The 25670-nt window shown below is 69.9% G+C and carries 24 protein-coding genes and 3 pseudogenes; 6 read left to right on the plus strand and 21 right to left on the minus strand.

The genetic code is table 11. From position 1 onward, the window contains the following. Positions 1-68 precede the first annotated feature (68 nt). From A5694_RS10610 to A5694_RS10650, 10 genes and pseudogenes are all read right to left on the minus strand, one after another. On the minus strand, positions 69-1361 hold the full coding sequence (locus A5694_RS10610) for a UDP-glucose dehydrogenase family protein (RefSeq protein ID WP_234786451.1): 1293 nt from the start codon (positions 1359-1361) through the stop codon (positions 69-71). Further along, a complete protein-coding gene (locus A5694_RS10615; RefSeq protein WP_064921795.1) occupies positions 1358-2302 on the minus strand; it encodes a glycosyltransferase family 9 protein in 945 nt (314 codons plus the stop codon). Before A5694_RS10615 ends, A5694_RS10610 begins: the two co-directional genes overlap by 4 nt. Next, positions 2293-2982 (minus strand): SDR family oxidoreductase, encoded by a 690-nt coding sequence (locus A5694_RS10620; RefSeq protein WP_064921796.1) that lies wholly within the window; start codon positions 2980-2982, stop codon positions 2293-2295. Before A5694_RS10620 ends, A5694_RS10615 begins: the two co-directional genes overlap by 10 nt. A 16-nt stretch (positions 2983-2998) precedes the next feature. After that, positions 2999-4384, minus strand: a complete 1386-nt coding sequence (locus A5694_RS10625; RefSeq protein WP_064921797.1) for a PfkB family carbohydrate kinase — start codon at positions 4382-4384, stop codon at positions 2999-3001. Next, entirely contained in the window at positions 4381-4956 is a 576-nt protein-coding gene (locus tag A5694_RS24050; protein WP_165604337.1) for a D-sedoheptulose-7-phosphate isomerase, read from the minus strand. Before A5694_RS24050 ends, A5694_RS10625 begins: the two co-directional genes overlap by 4 nt. A gap of 147 nt (positions 4957-5103) precedes the next feature. After that, positions 5104-5988: pseudogene (locus A5694_RS24055) on the minus strand (glycosyltransferase family 9 protein); the annotation flags it as partial. Next, positions 5985-7481 carry an HAD-IIIA family hydrolase gene (locus A5694_RS10635; protein WP_064921799.1) on the minus strand — a complete coding sequence of 499 codons (1497 nt, stop codon included), beginning with the start codon at positions 7479-7481 and terminating at the stop codon, positions 5985-5987. The gene A5694_RS10635 and the pseudogene A5694_RS24055, both read right to left, overlap by 4 nt. Then, the gene (locus tag A5694_RS10640; RefSeq protein WP_064921800.1) at positions 7478-9127 is read right to left on the minus strand and encodes a carbamoyltransferase family protein; all 1650 of its coding nucleotides are present in this window, start codon (positions 9125-9127) and stop codon (positions 7478-7480) included. Before A5694_RS10640 ends, A5694_RS10635 begins: the two co-directional genes overlap by 4 nt. Positions 9128-9217: 90 nt before the next feature. Next, complete coding sequence (locus A5694_RS10645; RefSeq protein WP_419179692.1) at positions 9218-10198, minus strand: NAD-dependent epimerase/dehydratase family protein; 981 nt, start codon at positions 10196-10198, stop codon at positions 9218-9220. A gap of 47 nt (positions 10199-10245) precedes the next feature. After that, positions 10246-10725 carry an MPT63 family protein gene (locus tag A5694_RS10650; RefSeq protein WP_109535658.1) on the minus strand — a complete coding sequence of 160 codons (480 nt, stop codon included), beginning with the start codon at positions 10723-10725 and terminating at the stop codon, positions 10246-10248. A 275-nt stretch (positions 10726-11000) separates the two neighbouring features. Here A5694_RS10650 and A5694_RS10655 point away from each other — a divergent pair, with 275 nt between their 5' ends. The 4 genes and pseudogenes from A5694_RS10655 to A5694_RS10670 all read left to right on the plus strand — a co-directional run bounded on the left by A5694_RS10655 (position 11001) and on the right by A5694_RS10670 (position 15434). Beyond that, positions 11001-11669 (plus strand): PAS and ANTAR domain-containing protein, encoded by a 669-nt coding sequence (locus A5694_RS10655; protein WP_064921802.1) that lies wholly within the window; start codon positions 11001-11003, stop codon positions 11667-11669. A gap of 90 nt (positions 11670-11759) precedes the next feature. After that, the gene (locus A5694_RS10660; RefSeq protein ID WP_064921803.1) at positions 11760-12764 is read left to right on the plus strand and encodes a chemotaxis protein CheB; all 1005 of its coding nucleotides are present in this window, start codon (positions 11760-11762) and stop codon (positions 12762-12764) included. Between the two features lie 19 nt (positions 12765-12783). Further along, complete coding sequence (locus A5694_RS10665) at positions 12784-13509, plus strand: STAS domain-containing protein (protein WP_082952613.1); 726 nt, start codon at positions 12784-12786, stop codon at positions 13507-13509. Positions 13510-13581: 72 nt separating this feature from the next. After that, positions 13582-15434: pseudogene (locus A5694_RS10670) on the plus strand (CheR family methyltransferase). Here A5694_RS10670 and A5694_RS10675 read toward each other — a convergent pair. The 4 genes from A5694_RS10675 to A5694_RS10690 form a co-directional block, all read right to left on the minus strand. Then, positions 15374-15793 carry a hypothetical protein gene (locus A5694_RS10675; protein ID WP_064921804.1) on the minus strand — a complete coding sequence of 140 codons (420 nt, stop codon included), beginning with the start codon at positions 15791-15793 and terminating at the stop codon, positions 15374-15376. The pseudogene A5694_RS10670 and the gene A5694_RS10675 sit on opposite strands and share 61 nt — an antisense overlap. Then, positions 15790-16491 (minus strand): GAF and ANTAR domain-containing protein, encoded by a 702-nt coding sequence (locus A5694_RS10680; protein ID WP_064921805.1) that lies wholly within the window; start codon positions 16489-16491, stop codon positions 15790-15792. The genes A5694_RS10675 and A5694_RS10680 overlap by 4 nt, the downstream gene beginning before the upstream one ends. A gap of 92 nt (positions 16492-16583) precedes the next feature. After that, entirely contained in the window at positions 16584-17810 is a 1227-nt protein-coding gene (locus A5694_RS10685; protein WP_064921806.1) for a glycosyltransferase, read from the minus strand. 19 nt (positions 17811-17829) lie between these two features. Then, entirely contained in the window at positions 17830-18810 is a 981-nt protein-coding gene (locus A5694_RS10690; RefSeq protein ID WP_064921807.1) for a glycosyltransferase, read from the minus strand. 282 nt (positions 18811-19092) lie between these two features. Here A5694_RS10690 and A5694_RS10695 point away from each other — a divergent pair, with 282 nt between their 5' ends. After that, on the plus strand, positions 19093-19527 hold the full coding sequence (locus A5694_RS10695; RefSeq protein ID WP_185746539.1) for an STAS domain-containing protein: 435 nt from the start codon (positions 19093-19095) through the stop codon (positions 19525-19527). Here A5694_RS10695 and A5694_RS10700 read toward each other — a convergent pair. The 3 genes from A5694_RS10700 to A5694_RS10710 form a co-directional block, all read right to left on the minus strand. Next, entirely contained in the window at positions 19524-20846 is a 1323-nt protein-coding gene (locus A5694_RS10700; RefSeq protein ID WP_064921809.1) for an MFS transporter, read from the minus strand. The genes A5694_RS10695 and A5694_RS10700 overlap by 4 nt on opposite strands. A gap of 71 nt (positions 20847-20917) precedes the next feature. Continuing rightward, entirely contained in the window at positions 20918-22072 is a 1155-nt protein-coding gene (locus tag A5694_RS10705; RefSeq protein ID WP_064921810.1) for an alpha-hydroxy-acid oxidizing protein, read from the minus strand. A gap of 4 nt (positions 22073-22076) precedes the next feature. Continuing rightward, positions 22077-22784 carry a cutinase family protein gene (locus A5694_RS10710; protein ID WP_082952616.1) on the minus strand — a complete coding sequence of 236 codons (708 nt, stop codon included), beginning with the start codon at positions 22782-22784 and terminating at the stop codon, positions 22077-22079. A 199-nt stretch (positions 22785-22983) separates the two neighbouring features. Between A5694_RS10710 and A5694_RS10715 the strand changes: the two genes are divergently transcribed. Further along, the gene (locus A5694_RS10715) at positions 22984-23925 is read left to right on the plus strand and encodes an esterase family protein (RefSeq protein ID WP_064921812.1); all 942 of its coding nucleotides are present in this window, start codon (positions 22984-22986) and stop codon (positions 23923-23925) included. Positions 23926-23937: 12 nt separating this feature from the next. On the opposite strand, the gene A5694_RS10720 is transcribed toward A5694_RS10715, so the two are convergent. The 4 genes and pseudogenes from A5694_RS10720 to A5694_RS10730 form a co-directional block, all read right to left on the minus strand. After that, positions 23938-24690: an MBL fold metallo-hydrolase gene (locus A5694_RS10720; RefSeq protein ID WP_064921813.1), complete on the minus strand. Its 753-nt coding sequence runs from the start codon at positions 24688-24690 to the stop codon at positions 23938-23940. A 5-nt stretch (positions 24691-24695) separates the two neighbouring features. Further along, entirely contained in the window at positions 24696-24851 is a 156-nt protein-coding gene (locus A5694_RS24060) for a hypothetical protein (RefSeq protein ID WP_165604335.1), read from the minus strand. Next, a complete protein-coding gene (locus tag A5694_RS10725; protein ID WP_064921814.1) occupies positions 24848-25411 on the minus strand; it encodes a hemerythrin domain-containing protein in 564 nt (187 codons plus the stop codon). The genes A5694_RS24060 and A5694_RS10725 overlap by 4 nt, the downstream gene beginning before the upstream one ends. Positions 25412-25460: 49 nt before the next feature. Next, positions 25461-25670: pseudogene (locus A5694_RS10730) on the minus strand (ornithine decarboxylase); the annotation flags it as partial.

Consider the following 25670-nt stretch of genomic DNA (forward strand, 5'->3'; position numbering starts at 1 on the left):
CCCCGCCGGGCGCGCGGCGCGTGAGGGTGTTTACCCCCGAGGCGGGTACCTAAACATGACCGCCCAGGTCAGTAGCCGCCCGGTGTTCCGTTGCCGAGGCAGACCAGCCGGGCCCCGCCGACCGCGCTGCGGTCGACGACGTTGCGGGTGTCGACGACCACCGCACCGGCAGCGGCGCACCGGGCGATGGCCTCCCAGTCCAACTCGGCGAAGTCGGGCCATTCGGTGAGCACCACGATCGCGTCGGCGTCCTTGGCCGCGACGTAGGGATCGTCGGCGGCCGGGATCGGCAGGTGCGCGGTATCGATCATCGCCAGCCGCGGGTCATAACCGGTGACCTGGGCGCCGCCGGCCTGCAAGCCGGCGCAGACCGCGATCGCCGGGGAGTCACGGATGTCGCTGGTGCCGGCTTTGAACGTCAAGCCCAGCACCGCGACCTTCAGCTCGGCCAGCGGGCGGCCCACCCGGTGCCGCAGCATGGCGGCGATCCGGTGCACCTGGGCGGCGTTGGTCCGCCGGGCCGATTCGATCTCCCGCAGTTCCACACCGTGCGCCCGGCCGGTGCACACCAGTGCCGCACTGTCCTTCGGCAGGCAGGAACCGCCCCAGCCCGGGCCCGGCCGCAGAAAGTGCGGGCCGATCCGCGGGTCGGCGCCCATGCAGCGGGCGATGTCGGCGATATCGGCGCCGACGCGGCTGGACAGCTGAGCCAGCGAATTGACGAAGGACAGTTTGACCGCCAGGAAGGCGTTGCTGGCGTACTTGGCCAGCTCCGCACTCTCCAAGCTCATCCGCAACACCGGGGCGGCATCGTTGGAGTACAGCTTCGCGACCCGCTCGGCTGCCGCACCGTCGTCGGCTCCGATCACCACCCGGTCGGGGTGGCAGAAATCCTCGACTGCGTAACCTTCGCGCAGAAACTCGGGATTGGCCACGACGTGGATGCCGCGGGCCGCCAGCGGCGCACCGATGCGCCGGCAGGTGCCGGGCGGAACAGTGGATTTGACCGCCACCGTCGATCCCGGCGACATCGTGTCGGCAAGCTGCGCGACAACGCGTTCGACGGCTCGCAGGTCGGCGCTGCCGTCGTCACTGGTCGGCGTCGGCACGCATACGAAGACGACGTCGCGGTCGGCCAGCAGGCCGTAGTCGTCGGTGATCCGCAGGGTTCCGTGCGCCAGCCCGGCACGCAACAGGTCGTTGACGCCGGGTTCGTCGATCGCGGCGTATCCGACCCGCAACTCGGCGACGCGCCGCCGGTCGGTGTCGATGCACACCGTGTCGACACCGGCGGCGGCCAGACACACCGCACTGGTCAACCCGACATATCCGGCACCGACGACACCGACGCGTGATGTCATGCGCATTCCGCGAGGACGTCTCGGGCCGCGGCGATGACCCGCGCCGGGGTGATCAGCAGCAGTCCCGCATCCGGCCGATCGGCGTGCGGGTCGCCGCGGTCACCGGCCCAGATGGCGACGTGCGGGCCGGGGCCGCGGGGGCCCCAGTGCGCCGGGGGGGTCGGACCGAACAGCAGCACCGAAGCGGTCCCGGTAGCGGTGGCGATATGCCCGATGCCGGTGTCCCCGCACACCAGCAGCCGCGCGTCGCTGATCAACGCGACCATCCCGAGCAGGTCCAGTTCGCCGGCGAGCACCGATGACGACCTCAGTCCGGCGTAGGCGGCGACGATCTCGGCCAGCGAACGTTCGGCGGCCGATCCGGTGATCACCACCCGGTGCCCGGAACGGCTCAGCGCCGCGGCGACCGCGGCGAACCGGTCCGCCGGCCAGCGCCGCGCCGGTGCCGCGGCGCCGGGGTGAATCACCACGACGCCGTCGCGGCGCGGGTATCCCGGTGGCCGGGCGATGCCGAGTTCCCCAGGACGACACGCGATTCCGGCGTGTTCCAGCAGCATGCACCAGCGATCCACATCGTGCAGGTCGTCGCGCCAGGGCGGTCCGTTGACCGCGGGATAGGAGCAATTGCTGTGGCTGATAAGCGTTTTCGCCCCGGTCGACAGCAGGTCGGTGATGCTCTGCGGGCCCCGCCCGTGCAGGTTGACCGCCGCCTGCGGCGCCGGACCGGACCAGTGCAGCGCACCGAGACCGGCGGTCGGCACCACCGCGTCCACCGCCCCGCACAGCAAGGCCAGCGGTTTCAGCGGTTCCGGTGTGGCCAGCACGATCCGAGCCGACGGGTACGCCCGCCGCAGCCCGCGCAGTGCCGGCACGCCGGTGAGCAGGTCGCCCACCCCCAGTGCGCGCAGCACCAGCACCGTGGCGCTGCCGGTTACGGCCACGACGATTCCTCGCTGGAACACACCACCATCTCCCGGATTTCGCAGCCGGCCGGCTGGCGCAGCGCGAACAGCACCGCCTCTGCCACCAGGTCGGGGTCGTTGAGTTTGGCGTCGGGCGGCGGCTTGTACTGCTCGGCGCGGCCGTCGAAGAACGGTGTGGTCATTCCGCCCGGGATCAGCAGCGTCACGCCGACTTCACCGGCCAGTTCGGCGGCCAGCGCCCGGGTGAACCCGACCACCCCGAACTTCGAGGCACAGTAGGCGGTGGCGTCGCTGACTGCTTTGATCCCCAGCGTCGATGCGCAGGTCACGATCCGGGCGTCGTCGGCGTCGAGGTACGGCAGGGCGGCACGGATCACCGCGGCGGTGCCCAGCAGGTTGACATGCAGCACCCGCTCCCAGTCCTTGGCCGGGACGCGATCCAGCCGCCCGCAGCTGTCGATGCCCGCCGGGGTGAACACCCCCTGCAACGGCCGGTCGGCGGTGCCGGCCAGGTCGGCGACGGCCTCTTCGACCGCGGCGGTGTCGGCGAGATCGGCGCACCGGTAGGTGACGTCGTCAGCCGGTTGGTTGATGTCGATCACCAGCGGTGTCCCACCGGCGCGTTGCACCGCCCGCACCGTGGCGGCGCCCAGCCCGGAGGCACCGCCGGCGATCAAGATGTTGCCCAGTTCCTTCATCTTTCACACTCCTTCGCTAGCGGACAGCGGCGATCAGCTTCGACGACGAGTAGCCCGGGATGGTGGGTAGCACCAGCACCTGACCGCCGTGGCGGCGCACCGTTTCCGCCTCGGGCAGTTCCACTCCGCCGTAGTCGCCGCCTTTGACCCAGATGTCGGGCCGGAGCCTCTCGAGCACCGCAGTCGGCGAGGTCTCGTGGAAGATCGCTACGCCGTCCACGCAGGCCAGCGCGGCCAGCACCCGCGCGCGGTCCTCGGCGGGCACCACCGGGCGTCCGGTGCCTTTGAGCGCCCGCACCGAATCGTCGGAGTTGATCAGCACCACCAGTGCGTCGCCCAGGTCGCGAGCCCGCCGCAGCAACCGGACGTGGCCGGTGTGCAGCAGGTCGAAGCACCCGCCGGTCGCCACCAGCGTGCCGCCGCGCCGCCGGACCCGATGGGCCAGCGCCGTCACCGCCGCCATGCCGGTGACCGCGCCGCCCGGCGTGCTCAGGTCGATCCCGCCCGGGATCGGCATGGCGCTGGACACGCCGGCCGCGCCGCCGGCCACCACGAAGCGAGACGCATCGGCCACCGCGGCGCTGGCCGCCGCCAGCGCGTCGGCGCCATTGGCCAGGGCCAGTGCGGCGGCCACCGCGAAGCGGTCGCCGGCACCGCAGGTGTCGCTGCGGCCGCCGGTGGTACCCGGCGAGCGGATGTGGTGCGCGGCGTGCCGCGCGTCGGCGAACAGCGCGCCGCCGGCCCCCAGCGTGACGCTGACGGCGCCGGCGCCCCAGGCCCGCCGCAGCGCGTCGGCCCGCTGCCCCCCGCCGGCCGACGGGGCGAAGATCTTCGCCTCGGCGTCGTTCGGTGTCGCCAGGGCACACCGCGGGATCGGCACCGCGCCGCGCGGATGCGGGTCCCACACCACGGTTGTCCGTGCCGCGGCAGCGGTCAGTGCCGAACGCAGCTCGTCGTGGGAGGCGACGCCGTGACCGTAGTCGGCGACGCAGATCGCGGCGGCCTCGCCGAACAGCTCGCCGACCTCGGCGGGCAGTCGCTCCTCGGCCGCGTAGCCGTCGCCGTGGTCGACGCGCACCACCGATTGCCCCCCGGCCCGGATCCGGATCTTGCTGAGCGTGCCGCCGCTCAGCGGCAGCCGCACCACCTGGATGCCCGGGTGGTCCTCGGCGAAGATCCTGGCCAGGCTGCGGCCGGTGGCGTCGTCGGCGGTGGCGGTGACCAGCACGACTTCTCCGTACTCGCGGGCGGCCAGTACCGCCGCCAGCCCGGCGCCGCCGGGCCGCTGCCAGATGCGTTCCGGGTCGACGACCGGAACCGGCGCCTCCGGGGACAGTCGGCTGGCGGTACCGTCGACGTCGACATCGAGCATCGAATCCCCCACCACAACAAGCGGTTTCATGCGAGCGTCCGTTCCGTGTCGAGCAGCACCGCATCAACGGCCATGCAGAGGCTGTGCAGCAGCAACAGGTGGATCTCTTGCACGGTGGCCGTCGAGTCGGCCTCCACCGCGATGCCGTCGTCACTCATGGTCAGCAGCGGGTTGGGCGCGGGCCCGGTCAGCGACCAGGTCACCACGCCGATCTCCTGCGCGGCCTTCACCGCGGCCAGCACATTGCGGCTGGTGCCACTGGTGGACAGCGAGACCAGCACGTCACCGCGACGACCGTGGGCACGCACCCCCCGGGCGAACATCTCTTCGGCACCATAGTCGTTGACGATCGCCGTGGACGCCGATGTGTCGGCGTGTAATGCAATGGCCGACAAAGGTTCTCGTTCATCGTGAAAGCGGCCGACCAGTTCCGCGGTCAGGTGCTGCGCCTGGGCGGCACTGCCGCCGTTGCCGCAGGCCAGCAACCGGCCGCCGCCGGCCAGCACCTCGGCCAGCCGCGCACCCCAGTCCGACAGCTGGGCGGCCGCCGGGCGCACCCGGGCGATCGCTCGCTCCAGCTCGGCCATATGCCGTGCGATCATCAGATCACCTCGACTTTCGATTCGGGTCACGGCCGCCACCACGTCGTCGGCGGCGATGCCGTCCAGACAGGGATGGCCCGCGACGGGGCAGTTTCGGGCCCGGCTGCCACGACACGGCGCGGTCTGATCACCGCACAGCATCACCGGGACGCCATAGGGGCTCCAGCGCTCGGCGGGCACCACCGGGGCGAACAGCGAGACGATCGGCGCCCCCACCGCCGCGGCCAGGTGCGCCGGTCCGGTGTTGGGCACCACCACCGCCCGGGCCCCGGCGAACACCGCACCCAGTTCGGCCAGCGTGGTACGCCCGCCCAGGTCAGTTGCGACCGGCCGGTCGAGGCCGGCGACGGTCGCGGTCAGCTCGCGGTCGGCGGCGCCACCGGTGACCACGACGTGCTGCCCGGCCCGGGCCAGGGCGCGCACCAGTTCGGCGGATTTGCCGGCCGAGGGCCGCCGGGCCGGTACCGCGGCGCCTGGATGGAACACCACGTAGTCGTCGCCGCCCAGCGCGGCACGCAGCGGCCGGGAAAGCGGCGGCAATTCCTTGACTTGCAGTCGCCCGTCGTCGCCGGGCGGCAGACTCCAGCCGGCAGCTTGCGCCAGCGCCAGCGCGCGCTGCGGTTCCGGGACGTCGCCGGGGTCGGGGTGGCGCAGGTCCAGCAGGCTCCCGGGGTAGTCGGTGCAGATCGCGCCGATCCAGGCCACCCCCGCCATCCGGCCGATCAGCGCCAACGGCAGCGGCGACTGGTGAAACGAGGTGAGAATCAGCAGCGCGTCAGGCTGTTCGCCGGCCAGCACGTCGACCAATTCGGCCACCGCTGCGGCGGTCACCGGACCGGCGTCGAAGTCCACCCAGCCGGCGCTCCACCGCACCACCCGGTCCACCCCGGGCAGCATCGCGGCCGCGGCGGCGCCGCGCGGGCCGGCCAGAAACACCACCCGGTCGTGCGCCGCGGCAACGGCGCGCACCGCCGGGCCGGTGATCAGCACGTCACCGAGACTGTCGAGCCGCGCGATGACCGCGGTGCTCATCGAATTCCTTTGAGCACCAAGGAGACCGCCGCATTCAGGGAGCGGGCGACCGCGGCGTTGGCACGGGCGTCGGCGATCTCGGCGGTCCGGGTGCGCCGGGTGGGCACCAGGATCGCGTCGGCGTCGGCGGCCAGCGCCGCCGCCACGTCGCCGCCGGTGTCGCCGATCATCACGCAGCGCCGCGGCTGTACCTCGAGCGCCTCGGCGGCCGCCGACACCAGCCCCGGGGCCGGTTTGCGGCAGCCGCAGCCGTCGTTCTCCCCGTGCTGGCAGACCTGCCAGCTGTCGAACGGCCCGAGCAGTTCGTCCACCCGGGAATTGACCGCGTCCAGCTGTTCCGGACTGATCAGGCCCCTGGCCACCCCGGACTGGTTGCTCACCACGGCCAGCCGCAGACCGTGCCGGCGCAGCCGCGCCAGCGCCCGGCGGGCGTGCGGCAGCGGAATCACCCCGTCCGGATCCGCCAGATACGGGTTGTCGTGAATCAGGGTGTCGTCGCGGTCCAGCAGCACCGCCAGCGGCGGGTCGGCCACGGCGTGGCGGAAACGCACGGCACCGGCGACCCGGTGAGCCACCGCCACGGGCGGAATCAGCACGCTGGAGACCACCATCGCGGCGATCTCACGTCGGCTTCGCGGTCCGGCGGCGATACGGCGCCACGCGAATTCCCCGGTGAGCCCGAGCCAGCCCAGTCCCCCGGCCCGGAGCATCGGGCGCCGGCCGGTGATCATGCCCAGCAGCGTCAACAGCCCGGCGCCGCAAGCGATCACGTGCATCGGAAGCCGTCCGCGTCCCTCGCCGATGGCGGTGCGCCACCCGCGGCCGTGCTTGCGGCGCATCAACGCGTCATCGCGGTTGCCGCGCTGGGCTTTGACGCTGCTCCACATCCCGGAGGCCGGGGCGATCGGGTGCACCGATTCGCGGGAGCCGACGGTGATGCGGCCGCCAGCCCGGGTCAGCCGCAGGGCGATGTCGGCGTCCTCGCGGTAGGCCCGCGGGAAGCGTTCGTCGAACCCGCCGCAGCCCACCAGTGCGTCGCGCCGGTAAGCCATGTCGGCGGTGATCCACTGTGCGTCGGACAGCCGCAGGGTGCGCCGCTCATCGTCGGACGGGCGGCGGTCCGCCGGCGTCGGCACCACAATCCGGGCCTGCGATCCGACGACATCCGGACCGGCGGCGGCAAGGTCGGCCTCCAGTCGGGCGCACCAGTTCTGGCCCGGCACGACGTCGTCGTCGACAAAGCAGATCCACTCGGCGCGGACGGCGCGCCAGCCGACGTTGCGAGCGGCGGCCGGGCCGCGACCGCGTGAGCGCAGCACGGTGACCGGCAGAAATCCGGCCTCCGGCCACAGCGGCCGGGCCGGCCCCGGGCGGTCGTCGACGATGATCACCTCACCGGTCGGCGGCCGACACTCCTGCTGCAGCGCGGCCAATAGCCGATTCAGCGAGGGGCGCCCGATCGTGGGGATCACCACCGCATAGCTCGGGGTCATTGGGCGTGCCGCCGAATCAGGAAGGGGCCCAAGGCCAATGCGTCGATCGGGGCGCTGCCGAAGCATTCCAGTGCGTCGCGCGGGCTGTCCACCATCGGCCGCCCAGCGGTGTTGAAGCTGGTGTTGACCACCACCGGCACCCCGGTGCGCTCGGCGAACGCGCTGATCATCGCATGCAGCAGCGGTTGGCCGGTGTCGACGGTCTGGATGCGCGCGGTGCCGTCGACGTGGGTGACCGCGGGAATGCGATCTCGCCACGGCTCGGCGACATCGTGCACGAACAGCATGTACGGGCTGGGCAGCGGGCCACCGGTGAAGATCTCGGCGGCACGCTCGGCGAGCACCATCGGTGCGACCGGGCGGAACTGTTCGCGGCCCTTGACCCGGTTGAGCCGGTCCAGGTTGCCGGCGCGGCGCGGGTCGGCCAGCAGCGACCGGTTGCCCAGGGCCCGGGGGCCGAATTCCGCGCTGCCCTGGAACCATCCGACGACCCCGTCGCCGGCCAGGATGTCGCCGACCGCGACGGCGATGTCGGCAGGGCGTTCGTAACGGATGTCGGCCTCAGCCAGTACGGCGGCGATCTCGTCGTCGTTGAAGGAGCGGCCCAGTGACGCCGAGGGCATCGGCGCGATCTCCTGGTCGTGCTCAGCCGCCACAGCCAGCGCCGCCCCCAGCGCGGTGCCCGAATCACCGGCGGCCGGCTGCACCCAGATCGCTTGGAAGTCACCCCGATTGAACAGCGCGGTGTTGGCCACGCAGTTGAGCGCCACTCCGCCCGCCAGGCACAACGTGTCGGCCTTGGTGCGCTGCGCCAGCCAGGCCACCGTGTCGGCCAGCACCTCCTCGACCACCCGCTGCACGCTGCAGGCCAGGTCGGCGTGCGCCGGGTCCAGTCCCTGCTCGTCGCGGCCACGGGGGCGGGTGAATGCCGACCACTGCACCGGCAGCGTGCGAAACGTGCCGTCCGGGCAGGAGTACACCAGCTCCCGCAACTGCTCGGCGTAGACGGGCCGGCCGTAGGAGGCCATCGCCATCACCTTGTACTCGTCGCTGGACCGGGTGAACCCGAGATGCTCGGTGAGGTTCTCATAGAGCAGGCCCAGCGAATGCGGCAACGCTTGGGACGCAAGGATATCCAGCTTCTGATCGCGATACTCACCGGCCAGCATCGAGGTGGCCTCACCGCGGCCGTCGACCACCAGGACAGCACTGTCACCGAACGGGGAGGCCAGCGCCGCCGACGCCGCGTGGGCCACGTGGTGCCGCACATGGCGCACCACGCCCGGATCCAGCCCGGGCAGTGCGGTGGCCAGAAACCGCGGGGCCCGGCGTGCGTACATGGTGCGCAGATACTCCCAGTCGCGGTCCTGCCCGTCGATCGGCGCGCCGCCGGGTTCTTGGGACTCGGCCAGCGCGGGGTCGTAGGAGTAACCGACCGCATCCAGATCGGCGGGGCCGATCCCGCCCTGCTTCAAACACCACCGGGCGGCGTGGACCGGCAGCTCCCAGGTGGAGAACGCCACCGCCTGCTTGCCGTGCTTGCGCCGGGTGAACCGCTCTTCTTCGGCCGCCGCGACGATCCGGCCGTCGACGAACAGGGCAGCGGCCGGGTCGTGGAAGACCGCGTTGATGCCCAGTACTCGCACGAGAACCTCCCCCGAACCGCGAGAACCGCTTCGATAGCAGTGGAGATACCCACCAGAACCGCTGCTAAACGGGCGACCGGAGCAGGCTGGCTAAACCGTTGCGGTGACGTCGATCTGGGGCCGGAACCAGGCAATGGTGGCATCCAGGCCGTCGGCGGCACCGACCTTCGGCGCCCAGCCCAATAATTCGCGGGCACGCCGGATGTCCGGACAGCGCCGCCGCGGGTCGTCTTGCGCGGCAGCGATATGGCGGATCGGCGAGGTACTGCCGGACCGGGCGCGGATCAGTTCGGCCACTTCCAGTACAGTCAGCTCCTCCGGGCTGCCGATGTTGATCGGGCCGGCGACATCGCGGGCGGCCAGGGCGATCAGCCCCGCGATGGTGTCGTCGACGTAGCACAGCGAGCGGGTCTGCCGGCCGGTGCCGGCGACCGTGATCGGCGCGCCGCGCAGGGCCTGACCGCAGAACGTCGGCACCATCCGACCGTCGTCGAGGCGCATCCCCGGCCCGTAGCTGTTGAAAATCCGGGCCACCCCGACGTCGGCGGCCCTCGCCCGGCGATAGGCGAACGTCAACGCCTCGGCGAATCGCTTGGCCTCGTCGTAGACACTACGCAACCCGACGGGATTCACGTTGCCCCAATAGGTTTCGGGCTGCGGGTGGATCAGCGGGTCACCATAGACCTCACTGGTGGAGGCCAGCACGAAGCGGGCCCGAGACGCCTCGGCGATGGCGAGGGCGGCGGCGGTGCCCTGCGCTCCGGCCCGCAGCGTCGCTATCGGCATCCGCAGATAGTCCGGCGGAGACGCCGCCGAGGCCAGGTGGAACACCGCGTCCAGCGGCCCGAACCGCCCGGGGTCGGCGAACCCTTCGGCGATATCGTGTTCGACGAACTCGATGCCGGAAAGTTGTTGCACCGCAGAGCGATTGGCTGCCGAAGCGGTAGACAGGTCGTCGATACACCATACCCGCTGCGCGCCTGTTTCGAGCAGCAGCGCGCACAATCGGGTGCCGAGAAAGCCGGCGCCACCGGTGACCAGAACCCGGTCGAGCGCACGCACGGGACGCACACCCGAGTGGGCCCGACCGCTGCGATCGGGCCCATCTCGGTTCGGCGTCAGGCCTTGCTCGTCCAGATCAGCACATCCTGGACGCCGTCGTTGTAGACCACGCCGTCCGGCGGCGGGCCGGTGACGTCGAAGTAGAGCTTGCCGCTGGCCTGGCCACCCTGGGCGATCGGCGTCGGCGGGATGCCGCCCGGCACCGGCACGTTATTCACCACGTGGTAGGTGGTGCTGGTGGCCGCCCGGGCATTGAAGTCGTTCACCAGCGGTGTCACCGTCCCCTGGTCCGCATGGGCGGTCACGTCAGCCTGGTACAGCTTGCCCTGCGGCTGGTATCCGGGGATGACCACGTTGGTCGGACCCAGATTGCTGACGGTGTAGGAGGTCGCCAGCGCGCCGTCCTCGAGCTGTTCGGGCGTGCCGAATGGTTGGATCGCCGGCTCGGCCATGGCGGTGGTCGCAGAGAAGACACTCACTGCGGCGATTCCGGCTGCGCCGGCGGCCGTCTTGGCTGCCATCGTGGAGAGCTTCACTTGTGACTCCTTCCATCGAGTCGTTACCTCGCGGCGGTCCGCCTTGCTGGAACATCGCCGCACGTGTCACAGCGCTTACCCAGGGCCCCGGACGGCAAAACACGTTGCAGTTGCGCGGCATGAGGAAATTGTGGATAGTTACGCCAAGCTCGGGCGTTCAGCAGGCAGCGCCGGTCGGGACCGCCCGTGCATTCCTGCGTTTCCAGACCGCGGCTCGCCGCCAGCCGTCTGGATTCAGCTCATACTGTGTTGTGGTGCGAGAAAGCAGGTGCAGGGTGGTCGGGGGTCTCGACGCTCAATTCGGCGCGCCGTTCGGCGACGATGCCGAGCCGCAAAGCGATCTCGATCTGGTGGTCGGACAGGGTGAACCACAGCGGGTCGGGCGGTTCCGGTACTGGCTCGGCGAACAACGCTGGGAATGGTCGGACGCGGTGGCCCGCATGCACGGCTACGAGCCGGGCACGGTTGAGCCCAGCACCGAGCTGCTGCTGCAGCACAAGCACCCAGAAGATCGCCCCCAGGTCGCCGAGGTGCTGGAGCGGGTCCTGCAGGGTGAGCCGTTTTCCAGCCGGCACCGGATCATCGACACCGGCGGCCAGGAGCACTGGGTGATCGTGGTCGGTGACCGCATGCTCGACGACACCGGCGTGGTGACCGGTACCGCCGGCTTCTACGTCGATGTCACCGATGTGCTGCAGGCCGATGTCAGCGCCGTGGTCTCCGAGGTCGCCGAGTCGCGCGCCGTGATCGAGCAGGCCAAAGGGGTGCTGATGGCCGCCTACGGCATCTCCGCCGAGCGGGCGTTCGACATCCTGGTGTGGCGTTCCCAGGAGACCAATGTCAAGGTGCGCGAGCTGGCGGCCCGGTTCCTGGCGGCGATGAGCGGGACCTTTCCCCCGGACTCGGTGTCGCTGGTGGATCACACGCTCTTGACCGTGAGCTGACCCGGCGCCGAGAAGACTACGCTAGACCGCGGCGCGCCCTGAGGTTGCCCGCACCGTCCGGCGGGTAGCCACCCAAAGGTGGTGAGTGCGATGGCAGACACGCCGGGCCCGGTCAACGTCGTGGGCGTGGGGGCTTCGGCCGGCGGGGTCGAGGCGCTGAAGAGGATGGTGGCCGGATTACCGGCCACCTTGCCGTACGCGGTTCTGGTGGTGCTGCACATCCCGGCCCGGGCCCCCAGCGTGCTGGCGCGGATTCTCGATCGGCACGGCCCGCTGCCGGCCAGCACCGGCACCTCGGGGACGCGACTGGAGCACGGTCGCGTGTACGTCGCCGCGCCGGATCACCACCTGATGGTCGAGGACGGCCGGCTGGTGCTCAGCGAAGGACCCACCGAGAACGGGCACCGGCCCGCGATCAACGCCCTGTTCCGCTCGATCGCACTGGCCCACGGCCCCCGCGCGGTCGGGGTGTTGCTGTCGGGAGTGCTGGACGATGGCGTGCTGGGGCTGGCCGCGATCCGGTCGCGCGGCGGCACGGCGATCGCCCAATCGCCGGCTGATGCCCTGTTTCCGGCAATGCCGCAGAACGCTGTGGACGCCGGCACGGTGGACCATCAGGTGCCGGCGCACGAGGTGGGTGCTCTGCTGGAGAAGCTGGCGGACCGAAAGTTCGAGGAAGACGAGATGGAGCCGGACACCAGCATGGAGCTGGAGAACCGGATCGCGATGGCCGGTCGGTTCGCGACCGATTTCAACAGTGACGACCTGGGGCCGCCGTCGGGTTACGTCTGCCCCGACTGCAGCGGCGCCCTCGTCACCGTCAGCAGCGGCAACTACCGGTGCCACGTCGGGCACGCCTGGACCGCCGACGCGCTGCTGCAGGCTCGCGATGACGAAGTGAGCAATGCGCTGTGGATCGCGCTGCGCAGCCTGCAGGAGAAGGCCAAGCTCTCGCGCCGGCTGGCAACTCAGGTCACACCGGGCGTGCTGAGCGAGCGTTATGAGGCGCTGGCCGACGAGGCCGAACACGCCACCGCCGTGCTCGGGCAGCGCCTGGCCGCCCTCTACGAAAGGCAGGAGCAGCACGCTGAGTAGGGTTCCGAGTCAGCTGACGGTGACCGCGGCCGCGGCCGCCGGCGCTTGTCTGCTGACTGCGAGCGGGACGCTGGACAGCAGCACCTACCTCGAACTGCGTGACCGCGTCATCAAAGCGGCGCTCGACGAACCACCGGCCGTGCTGGTGGACGTGAGCGGCCTCGATGTCCCGGCGTCCTCGGCCTGGTCGGTGTTCACCAGTGCCCGCTGGTATGTCAGCACCTGGCCGGACATCCCGATCATGCTGGTCTGCCCGCATCGTGATGTGGCCGCGCGTATCGCGCACACCGGCGTGACCCGCTATGTCCCCGTGCATCCCAACGTCGCGGCCGCGTTACGGTCGTTGGCCCACGGCACGCCTCCCCGCCGCCGGATCCGCATCGAGCTGCCGCGCGCTGTGAGCAGCCTGCGCCGGGCCCGCGACCATGTGGCGCAGTGGCTGTCCAACTGGTCGCACGACGAGCTGATCCCGACCGGGAAGGTCATCGTCGACGCGTTGGTGGAGAACGTGCTTCGCCATACCGACAGCGCACCGGTACTCGTGCTGGAAAGCGCCGACTCCGCCGTCACCATCGCGGTCCAGGACACCAACCCCGCCCCCGCGGTGCGCCGCGAAGCGGTCGGCGGCCCCGACCGGACTTCGGGTCTGGCCGTGGTGGGCGCGCTGTGCCGCGCCTGGGGTAGCAGCCCGGGCCCTAACGGCAAGACGGTGTGGGCGGTCATCGGCCCGGGGAACCGGCTTTAGAGTCGCAGGCCCGACGGCGCGCGCGAGTAGTGTTTGGCCTCGCAGCGGTTTCTGGCGGACGGACGGGGCGAGATGGACGGGAAGAGCGACGGGCCAGACGAAGCGTTCGAGGCGCTGTTGCGCTACCTGCGTGATTCCCGCGGATTCGATTTCACCGGCTATAAGCGCGCTTCGCTGATGCGACGGGTGCGCCACCGGATGAGCCAGGGCGGCGTTGAGACCTACGAGCAGTATCTGGACGTGCTGCAGGCCAGTTCCGACGAATTCTCGGCGCTGTTCAACACCATCCTGATCAACGTCACGGCGTTTTTCCGCGATCCCGATTCCTGGGACTACATCGCCTCCGACGTCATCCCCGGATCCTGGCCGAGCGCGGCCCCGACGACCCGGTCCGGGTGTGGAGCGCCGGCTGCGCCTCCGGCCAGGAGGCCTACACGCTGGCGATGCTGCTGGCCGAAACGCTCGGCCCGGAGGCGTTCCGCCAGCGGGTCAAGATCTACGCCACCGACGTCGACGAGGACGCGCTCACCGAGGCGCGCGCCGCCACCTACGACGCCAGGGCCGTCGAGTCGGTGCCGCCGCAGTATCTGGACCGGTATTTTGACGCCGCCAACGGCCGGTACGTCTTTCGCAAAGACTTGCGCCGCGGAGTGATCTTCGGCCGCAACGACCTGGTCAAGGACGCGCCGATCTCGCGGGTCGACTTGCTGGTGTGCCGCAACACCCTGATGTACATGAACGCCGAGACGCAGCGCAATGTGTTGAACCGCCTGCATTTCGCGCTGTCGCCCCAGGGCACCTTGTTCCTCGGCCACGCCGAGATGCTGCTGAGCCACAGCGACCGATTCACTCCGCTGAACCTCAAGCACCGGATCTTCCGCAAGGCCGCCGGCTCACACAGCGGCCTGCAACGCTACGACCCCGCGGCGTCGATGTATGAGCAGCACAGCGACCTGCCCGGACTGGTGACCGTGCGGGAGATGGCATTCCGGGCGAGCCCGGTGGCGCAGATCGTGGTGACCGGTGAGGACACCGTGGCGATGATCAACCAGCAGGCCGAAACACTGTTCGGGCTCTCCGCCCGCGACATCGGCCGGCTGCTGCGCGACCTGGAAGTCTCCTATCGCCCGGTGGAACTGCGCGCCTATCTGGAACAGGCGAAGGTGGAGCGGCGCTCCGCCCGGATCCAGGACGTCAGCTGGCAGCGCCCCGGCGCCGAGACCATCTGGTTCGAGATCCACGTCAATCCCCTGATCGACGGCGACAACGGTCTGCTGGGCGTGTCGATCGTGTTCTTCGACGTGACCGCCACCCGGGCGCTGGTCGACAAGGTGGTCGCCACCAACCGCCAGCTCGAGGCGGCTTATGAGGAGCTGCAGTCCACCAACGAAGAACTGGAAACGACGAACGAAGAACTGCAATCGACGGTCGAAGAACTCGAAACGACGAACGAAGAACTTCAGTCGACCAACGAAGAGCTCGAAACGATGAACGAGGAGCTGCAGTCCACCAACGACGAGTTGCACACCATCAACGACACCCTGCGCGAGCGCAGCATCGAGCTGGACGATGCCCGTAGCTTTTTGGATTCACTGGTCAACTCGGTGCATCTGGGCATGGTCGTGGTCGACCGGGAGATGCGGGTGGTGGTGTGGAACCGGGGCTGCGAAGACCTGTGGGGATTGCGGTCCGAGGAGACCCTCGGGGCGGCGCTGACCGGCCTCGACATCGGCTTGCCGATGGAGGACATCCGGCCGCTGATCGGCAACGCGTTCGTCGATCCGGACAATCCCGGCGAGGCGCTGGTCGAGGCCGTCAATCGGCGGGGCCGCCCGGCCAAGGTCCGGGTGACGTGTGCGGGCTTTCAGGCGCCCAACGAGGGCGGAGTGCACGGGGCGCTGTTGCTGATGGAGGTGCGCTCGTGATCCGCCGGCTCCGCCCGGGCCTGCGCGGCAGCGGCCCGTTCGTGCAGCTGCGCGTGCGCACGGTGGATTTCGGCGGCGTCGAGGTGAGCGTCCCCGTCGCCGTTGCCGGCCGATAACGCCGCCTGTTCGTGCGCAGCGGCGGCCTCAAGATGCGCGGTGACCGCGTCCAGGTGTCGGTGGGCGGCGTCCCGATGGGCCCGTTCAGCGCGCTGCCGCGACTCGTCGGCACGCACCCGGGCCACGTCGGCGTTCTCCGCCGTCACCGCAATTCCGGCCGCCAGTTCTTCGCGCCGCACCTGCAGCTCCGCGGCTCGCAGCCGGGCCAGCTCGCCACGGGTCGCCGCCGCCGAGAGGTTCACGGGCCCGCGCCTTGCCGGCCGACCACCTGCTGGGCCACCTCGGCCAGCGGGGTGTTGGTGTTCTGTGACAGCCGTTTGAGCAGCTCAAAAGCCTGCACCGCATCGACGTCGAACCGCTCCATGAGCATCCCTTTGGCCTGGCCGATGACGTCGCGGGTGGCCAGCGCGCTGCGAAACTGCTCGTCGCGGCGCACGATGTGCCAGGCCAGCGCCGCGTGGGTGGCCAGGGTCAGCCCCACCTCCACCGCCTCGTCGTCGAAGACGCCGGGCACTTCGGCGTAGAAGTTCAGCGCTCCGGTGCTGCCCTGACCGGTGAACAATTCGAAGGCCAGGACGGACCGGATCGGTGTCGTCTCGGCCACCTCGCGGCAGTAGGACGGCCAGCGCTCCTCGCGGGTGACGTCGTCGAGGCGAACGACGTGATGCTTCCATGCCGCGGCCAGGCAGGGACCCTCCCGGTGGCGCCGCTGAATGTCATCGAGCAGGGCGGGATACTTGCCTGTCGACGCCAGCGTCTGCACTCCGCCACTCGACGTCGTCAGCGTGATTCCGGCGTGCTGCGCGCAGGTCATATGCCCGAGCAGGTTCGCGATCAGGTCATCGAGCGCGCCGTCCACATCGACATGGGCGCGTCGATCCAACGAACGAACCAAGCCCGCCACCTCGCGCATCATGTCACTGCGGTCAGCCGCCGCCATGCTTTTGCTCCGCCCAATCCCGACCGATCTACCCATGTTCCCCCGATCGGCGGGCGGCGGCAATACGTCCCGCACCATCCCTTTCGCGGGCGTCAACCTGAGCCTGAGGCCCGGGCCGCGGTGCGCGACGGCGGCGCCGCGGGCAGCAGTCGGTCATACACCCGCAGCGTGTCGCTGGCGACGCGGTCCCAGGAGTATCTCGAGCGGGCCCGTTCCCGGCCGGCAGCGCCGAAGCCGGACGCGGCGCGCCGATCCCGCAGGATGGCGTTGATCGCGTTCGCGCAGGCCCGCGGGTCCTTCGGCGGTATCAGCAGGCCGGTCACGTCGTGAACCACGGTGTCGAGCATGCCGCCCACCGCCGTCGCCACCACCGGCACCCCGCAGGCCATCGCCTCCAGCGGCACGATCCCGAACGGTTCGTACCACGGGGTACACGTCACCACGTCCGCCGAGCGCAGCAAGGCCGGCATGTCCTCGCGCGCGACCGACCCGTAGAGCGAAACCCGTTCCGCCACACCGAGGTCGGCGGCCAGCTGCCGCAGGCGGCAGGCCTCCGGGACAGTGTCGAGTTCGGTGCGCTGCGGACCGCCGGCGATCACCAGCTCGGCGGTCGGGACGGTGGTCAGCGCCTCGATCACGGTGTCGAACCCCTTGCGTGGCACGAACCGGCCGACCGCGACGATGCGCCGCCGCCCCGTCCGGGGCGCGCTCGGGCCGTGCGGCGAGAACCGGTCCACATCGACGCCGCACGGCACCACCGAGATTCGCAGCCGGTCCCGGCCGAGACGCATCAACTCGAACACCTCATCGCTGCAGCCGGCCGTCACCCACGTCGCCTCGCGGGCCACCCGCGTCTCCAGCCTCAGCCGTTCGGCCGGACTGGTGTCGCGATGGCCCTGGTGCCGTTGCTTGACCACGCCCAGCGCGTGGAACGTCTGGACGGTCGGCACCCGGCGGCGTTTGGCGGCCAGCTGGGTGGCGACTCCCGACATCCAGAAGTGTGCGTGCGCGATGTCGGGTCGCTCGTCGTCCCATTGGGCGTCCAGGTAGCGCCCGAACGTTCCCATGTACTGCAGCAGTTCGTCTTTGGGCACATAGCGGGCCGGCCCCGCCGGCACGTGCACCACCGTGTAGCCCTGCTCGGTGTCGACCCGCTCCGGTAGGCCGGGGTCATCGCGGCGGGTATAGACCTCGACCTGGTGGCCGCGGCGCGCCAGCGCCGCCGACAACTCGGCGACATGGACGTTCTGGCCGCCGGCATCGGCTCCGCCGAGCGCTGCGAGCGGGCTGGCGTGTTCGGAAACCATGGCGATCTTCATCGCGATCCTCTCCTGATAGTCACGCGCACTGCGCTTCGATGATCTGGTCCCACTCGCCCAGAAACCGTTCCAGCCCGAAATGTTCCGTCGCGTAGTCGCGGGCCGCCTTCCCGACCACTTCAGCCAGGTAACGGTCGGCGACCAGCCCGGTCAGCGCCGCCCGCAGGGTGTCGAGGTCGGCGCTGACAACACCCGCCTCCGGCGGCACCACCAGCGGCGCCATGGTCGCGGCGACCGCCACCACCGGCATGCCCAGGAACATGGCCTCCAGCAGTGACAGGCCCAGCGACGTCCAGCGGGCGGTGTGCAGGTACACCCGCCGATGGGCCAGTTCCTTCATCAGCGGCCCGGTCCGCAGGTCGCCGTGGCCGGTGACACCGGCGCAGCGGTGGGGCGGGTCGTTGAGTTCGTCGGTCCCGATCCCCCAGACGTCGACCGGCGCGGATTGCCCGAACACCCCCAGCAGGTCGGCGCCGACGGTGCGCCAGCGCCGCACCGGTTCGTTGATCAGCGTGCCCGCCGCCGCGATGTCGCCGGTATAGAGGTGCCCCGGGTCGGCGATGCCGTGGTCGATGACCGTCGTTGCGGCGCGGCCGTTGTCCCACATCAGTTGGTTGAAGTCGGTGACGTGGATCAGCGGGATGTCGTCACGTTCGGCGATCGGGTGCAGGCTCTCCACCACGAACGGCCGCGGCGCATTGTGCTCGACGTAGACCGCCGGAACATCGATGCCGGGCCGGCGGCCCAGCAGGCGGGTGGCCAGCTCCAGCTCGTGCGGGCGCTGCAACACCACCAGGTCGACGTCGTGGTGGCGCAACTCCGCCGTCGGGACCTCGAAAGCCCGCGGCCAGTCGCGCCCGCAGAGCCCGCGGCCGTCCGGATCCCGTGGGGCGTTGACCGGAATGAGGTAGCGGTGGCGGCCGGCAACAAAGGAGTCCATCCACGAGCCGTGCACATGCCAGATGAGCAGTGAACGCGGGGTGGTCTGCGGAAACGCCATAACCGCTTGTTACCCGCGGCGCTTGCGGCTAAACGTCCAAGCGGTCACCGAAGCGGTTTGCTGCAACGGAATTCGAACGACACCGGGATAAGCACCGTTACCGAACCGTTGCAAAGTGGTGCGGGCAGGCGTAGGTTCATTGACAGGTTGAGTTCCCAGCCACCCGGAAGACGCGTCAAGCCACGCAAGTCAGGGAGGCCCACTCCCTGCCTCTCATCCGTGAAGGTGTAACTCGCATCGACGCGATCCCACAGTACGAGTTTCGACTGATGGAGTGATCACATGTCCGCTTTGAAAGTCGCCGGGTCGGTGTTCCCGGCGCCGCGCATAGGGTCCGTCCCGTTATCCGATACCTGGGAGAGCCCCACCGCCCGGTGCGTCACCCGGTGGGGACGTTCCGGCGCGGTGATCAGTCTGGACGGCGAACTCGACGCCTCCAACGCCGACGAGCTGGCCGGCTACGTGCAGCGTTGCGCGGGCTACTGCGAATGGCTGGTTCTCGACCTGAATGACCTGGAATTCATTGGCACCGCCGGTTTTTCGGTGCTGAAGGCGATAACGTCCCGCTGCGCCGACGCCATGGTGTACTGCACGACGGTGCCGGGGCCCGCGGTAACCCGACTATTGCGGATCTGCGACCCCACCAACGCTTTGCCGACGACGTCGTCGGTGGCCGACGCGCTCGCCGGCGTGCAAGGATTCCGGCCGGTGAGCTAAGCCTCGCGCCCCTCGACCAGCTCGCGGGCCCGCGCTTCACTCTCCACCGCGGGCCCCGAGCCGGGCAGGCGCCTGCCCGCCACCTCCGGGGTGTAGACCAGTGCCAGTGCGCCGATCGCGCCGGCTGCGATCAGCAGGTAGGCAGGCGCTAGCGGGTTGTCGGTGCTGGAGACCAGTGCCTCGGCGATCAGCGGAGTAGTGCCGCCGAACGCCGACACCGACAGGTTGAAGCCGATGGCCAGGGCACCGTAGCGGACCTCGGTGAGAAACAGCGCCGGCAAGGTGGCCGGCAAAGTGGCATCGAGGCACAGCAGCATCGTCCCGATCAGCAGCACCCCGAGAAACGCCCCGGGATAGCTGCCGGCGGAGCCGATGAGGGCGAACGCGGGCACCGACAAGACCACCAACATGGCGCACCCCAGCCACAGCACCGGCTTGACCCCGATGTGGTCGGACAATCGCGCGACCGGCACCACGGCGGCCATCATCACCAGCAGGGTCAGCACGATGAGCAGCAGCCCGGTGGGGTGCGGAACCCGCGCGGTGGTCTGCAGATAGGTGGGCAGGTAACCGGTGAGCAGGTAATCGGTGACGTTGTAGGTCAGTACCAGGGCGATGCAGAGCGCCAGCGGCCGCCAGCGCCGGGTGGTGCGGCGCAGCTGCGCCAGCGCCGAGTCGTCGTCGCCGGGACCTGCCCCGTGGTGCTGGTAGGCCGAGGATTCCTCCAGCCGCAGCCGCAGATACAAAGCAGCCAGCCCCAGCGGAGCGCTGAGCAGCAACGGGATTCGCCATCCCCAACTGAGCATGGCTTCATCGGGCAGCCAGTTCTGCAGCCCGGTCACCAGCGCACCGGCCACAACATAGCCGGCCTGGGAACTCAGCGGCAGGAATCCGGCCATCATGCCCCGCTTGTTGTCCGGGGCTTGTTCGCCGATATAGACCATCGCGCCGACGTATTCGCCGCCTGCGGAGAAGCCCTGCACCATCCGCGTCACGATGAGCAGGATCGGCGCGGCGACCCCGATGGCCCGATAGCCGGGCAGCAGCCCGGTGGCGGTGGTGCCGGCTGTCATCAGGATCAGCGTGGTGACCAGCACCCGCTTGCGCCCGATCCGGTCGCCGAGTGGCCCGAAAACCAATCCACCGACCGGCCGCAACGCGAACGCGGCGGCCAGCGTGCCGAATACACCGATCAGGCTGGCCGCACCGGCACCCGGATAGAACACCCGCGCGATCGTGGTGGCGAGGTATCCGTAGACGCCGAAGTCGTACCACTCCATGAAGTTGCCGATGGCCGTGCCGCGGATGGAGCGCCGGATCGCCGCGGGATCGGCAACCCGGATCTGATCGCGCCGCCAGCGCCGGCGGCGGTGTCTGCGCCGGACCAGTGCTACCCCACCCGTCGTAGCGCTTCGGGCACCAGATCGCGCCGCGCCGGGTAGCCGTCGACCGCCATCAGCAGATCGGCTTCGGCCAGCAGGCAGCGCAGCACGTGCATCACGCCGTCGACGCCCCCGAGTGCCAGGCCGTAGGCGTAGGGGCGGCCGATGCCGACCGCGGTGGCGCCCAGCGCCAACGCCTTGATGATGTCGGCGCCACCGCGGATGCCGGAGTCGAACAGCACCGGTAGCCCGTCGGCCGCCTCCAGGACACCGGGCAGACAGTCCAGCGCCGGCAGGCCGTTGTTGGCTTGGCGCCCACCATGATTCGAGCAGTAGATGCCGTCTGCTCCGGCATCCTTGGCACGCCGCGCGTCGTCGGGATGGCAGATGCCTTTGAGGATCAACGGCAGTTCGGTCACCGACCGCAGCCAGTCCAGATCATCCCAGGTCACCGGGCCACCGAAGATCGGCAGCTTGTGTACCACCGCGTCGGTCGGATCCTCACCCGGCTCCAGTCCGGCCAGGAAGACCGGGTCGGTGGTGTAGTTGGCCAGGCAGCCGCTGGGCACTTGGGGGTAGTTGCCCGCGCTCAGGTCCCGGGGCCGCCAGCCGGTCACCCAGGTGTCCAGGGTGAGCACGATCGCCTTGAATCCGACCACCTCGGCGCGGTGCACCAGGCTGGCGGCCATCTCCCGGTCGGGCGGCGTGTAGAGCTGGAAGAACCCCGGGGTGTCGCCGCACGCCGGCGCCACGTCCTCCATCGGGTCACTGGACAAGGTGCCGGCCACAAAGGGGATGCCGGTGCGGGCCGCGGCCCGCGCGCAGGCCAGGTCGCCGTGGCCGTCCTGGGCGCAGACCCCGATGACGCCGATCGGCGCCATGAACACCGGAGCCGCCAATCGCACCCCGAACAGCTCGACGGACAGGTCTCGCTCGGTGGGCGCCACCAGCATCCGCGGGATCAGGCCCCAGTGCTCGAAGGCCCGGCAGTTGGCGCGCTGGGTGTGCTCGTCACCGGCGCCGCCGGCCACGTATCCCCAGACCGATGGCGGTAGCGCCGCAGCGGCTTTGGCTTCCAGATCGGCGAATGTGATCGGCAGGGCCGGGTTCTGCCCGGCAAGCCCACGACGGTAGATCTCGTCCTGGTAGCTGGCGAATGCCACCTGCTCACCGGTTCTGCAGCTGCTGCATGCGCCAGGCGACGAAGTTGGCCCCCTGTTCGACCATCGTCGCGTCGTCACCGGCGTAGCTGTCGTGCGCGGCGAAATTCAGCCCCTCGGAGCAGACCGCGTCCTCGGGCGCGCACACCAGCAACGTCTTGGTCTGGTACGACGGACCGATCGCGATAGCCGGCTCCTTGAGGAACTTCATCGCCCGCTCGTTGGGCATCGCGAACAGCACGACCGCAGCGACGTGGTCGGCGACGGCAGGGTCTAGCGGCTTGGGCACGGTGGCCGGGTCGATCCCGTCGGGCACCTGCGCCGAGGTGACGAAGCCCATCACCGCGGCGCCCTGCGAGTAACCGCTCAGCACCATCTTGGTTCGGGGGCAGTTGGTCGCCCGGGACAGCACGTGGGTAGCTGCGTCCCGAACGCCATCGACGCCGGTGTCCCATTGGTCGGTGGCCGGGTAGTCGACCGCGTAGACCGACAAGGGTTCAGGGGCAAGACGCGCACTGAGCGCGTTGACGAACGCCTGCCCGGTCGGTCCCACACCGGGCGGCTCACCGGTTCCCCGAGCGAACACCAACTCGGTATCGGGGCACGGTTGGGCATCGGCGGCGGGAACGCCGGGGGCGAAAAGCATTGCGGCACCGGCAGCGGAAGCCGCTATCGCCAGAGTGCCAAGGGAGTAGAGGTTGGGTGGTGCGGACATGTCGGACTAGGTGCCCGCCGCGGCCCCGGCTCAAACCGCGATTTCAATTTTTTTCCTACCCCATTTTTCGGCGCCGGTCTCTGGACAACGGTCCTCCACTTTGTTAAGACAAGAAGGCTAGGTGTCTGTCGACGTCTCCCCTCTCGCACACCCGGCCGACAGGCCGTGACTTTCGGGTCTGCGTGAAAGGGGAGAAACCATGCGGAAGCACACCGCGGGCCGGGTACGCCGGGCCGCCAACGTCATTGTCTCGGCCGGGATCCTGCCCGGAGTGATCGGACTGGCCGCTTCGCCCGCGCCCGCCGGCGCCGCGGGGCCGGAATTCCTGTCTGTGCCCTCGCCGGGCATGGGCCACAACATCACCGTGGAATTCCAGGGCGGCGGACCAGCGGCGGTCTACCTGCTCGACGGCCTGCGCGCCCGCGACGACCGAAGCGGCTGGGACATCGAAACGCCGGCGTTCAATGAGTACGCCGGTTCCGGGATGTCGGTGGTGGCACCGGTGGGCGGCCGCTCCAGCTTCTACACCGACTGGTACGGGTCGGCCAACGGCCAGACCTACAAGTGGGAGACGTTTCTGACCAGCGAGCTGCCCAACTTCCTCGCCGGCAAGGGCGTGCGCTCGACCCGCAACGCGGTGGTGGGCGTTTCGATGTCCGGATCCTCAGCGCTGATCCTGGCGGCCTACCATCCGCAGCAATTCGCTTATGCCGCGTCGCTTTCGGCGCTGCTGACTCCGTCCAGTGGCAACGGTCCGATGCTGATCGGCATGGCGATGAACGACGAGGGCGGCTTCCACCCGCAGGACATGTGGGGCCCGGACGGCAGTGAGGGATGGCAGCGCAACGACCCGACCGTCCAAGCCGGGCGACTGGCCGGCAACAACACCCGACTGTGGATCTACAGCGGCAACGGCACCCCCTCGGAGATCGGCGAAGGAAGCCTGCCCGGCCAGGTGATCGAGCAGGTCGTCACGCAGAGCAACATCGCCTTCCGCGACGCCTACACCGGCGCGGGCGGACACAACGCCACGTTCAACATCGACAGCAACGGGGTGCACAGCTGGGGCTACTGGAACGCCCAGCTGGTGGCGATGAAGCCGGACATGGCGAGCACCCTGGGCGCGGGCGGACGAGTCTGACCGGGGCGAACCTCAGGACGGCCCGGCCTGCAGCGCCGCCTGCGCGGCGGCCGCGATGCCGTCGTACCAGGGCTCGCCGTGGCCGGGCAGGACGGTTTTCGCGCCGGTGTCGGCGAGCGCGCTCAGCGACGCCAGCGCTTCGGTGCTGTCGGCCGTCGCGGCACCCGAGACGATCTGCGGACCCGCGACACCGGTGTAGGGGTCGAGGGTGACCAGCGCATCTCCGGAGATCAAGGTGTCGCGGTCGGCCAGGTGCAGACCGCAGTGGCCCAGCGTGTGCCCGGGACTGAACACCACCCGGGGCCGGCCGGGCACCTCGAGGGCGGTGTCGGCCGAGTAGCACATCGTGTCGGGGAGACCACGTACGACCAGAGCCCCGGCGGCGGCCATCTTCGCTTGGTAGGGAATCGATCTCGGGTAGCGCAGCGGATAAAGCACCCGGGCCTTCTCATGGGCGTATCGGTACGGGTGCGCGGCCAGATACTGGTCGGCGGCGTGCACCCACACCGGTACCTGCCAGCGTTTGCGGATCCGTCGAGCCGAGCCGACATGGTCGAAGTGCGCATGGGTCAGCACCACCGCCCGTACGTCGCCGACCGAACGCCCGAGTTGCGCCAACGCCGCCTCCAGGTGCCGGAAGGTCGCCGGCAGCCCGGTGTCGACCACGGTGATGCCGCTGTCGTCCTCGATGAAGTAGACGTTGACCGCCGCGTGTCCGAGCCGGTGGACGCCGTCGGCGACATTGCGTTCGAGTACACCGGCCATATCGATCAATACCAGTAGCGTCTGCCCGCAACCGGCCGCCCGACCGCCCCCAGCAGCCAGAACACCGCGCCGACGACCATCAGCACGATCCCGATCGCCCAGAGCAGATAGACGTCGAACACCAGTCCCAGGATCAGCAGAACCACCCCGAGCCCGATCATGAGTCGTACCCCAGGATCGCGTCGCGCGCCCGGTCCACCATCGAGGCGAACGGCCCGACGAAGGCGTTGGCCAGCGCGCTCTCGACTCCGGGGTGCGGCCTGGTCGGCGCGACCGCCTCGGCGAGCTTGACCGCCCGTTGCAGCAGCTGCAGTTCGGTGTCACCGAGTTCGGCGCGCAGCGCCGCGAATTCGTCGCGTTCTTCGTGGCCGGCGTGCTCGAGTACGTCATCGCGCAGTTCGCGCAGCTTCTCGGTGAAGAACTCCGAGTCGACGTCGACGTTCTCCAACTCGCTCAGCGCCGATTTGGCCTGCTTCTCCTCGGCCAGCCGCTGCTTGACCAGCTCGGCGCCATTGTCGAGTTCGCGGGCGGCCCGCGGATGCACGATCTCCTCTTCGGCGGTTTCGTGCACGGCCAGCAGGCGACGCAGCCGGACGAACGACTCGTCACGTTCATTGCCCGCGGCCCGCAGGGTCTCGTCGAACAGCGTCCGGATCCGCTCATGCTGGGCGGTGAGGAAATCGACCACGTCGACCGGGCTGTGCAAAGAGGTCTGTGCCATGGCTACCGGCTACCCCGCCCAGGCGGCGGCAAAACCCGCGCCAGAGCTGTCAGGCCACCACCCGGATGTGTTCCAGCGTCGAATCGGTGGCATCGGGCAACGCCATGCCAGCCGCCCGCCCGGATCGCAGATAATCGATGACGGCCGTGTTGAGGCGCTCGCCGGGCACTACGGCCGGCACCCCGGGCGGGTACGGCGTGATCTGCTCGGCGGCAATACGTCCGGCGGCCTGGGATGCGGCGACCATCTCGGTGTCACC

This window comes from Mycolicibacter sinensis (genome assembly GCF_001667945.1).
GTDB lineage: Bacteria > Actinomycetota > Actinomycetes > Mycobacteriales > Mycobacteriaceae > Mycobacterium > Mycobacterium sinense_B.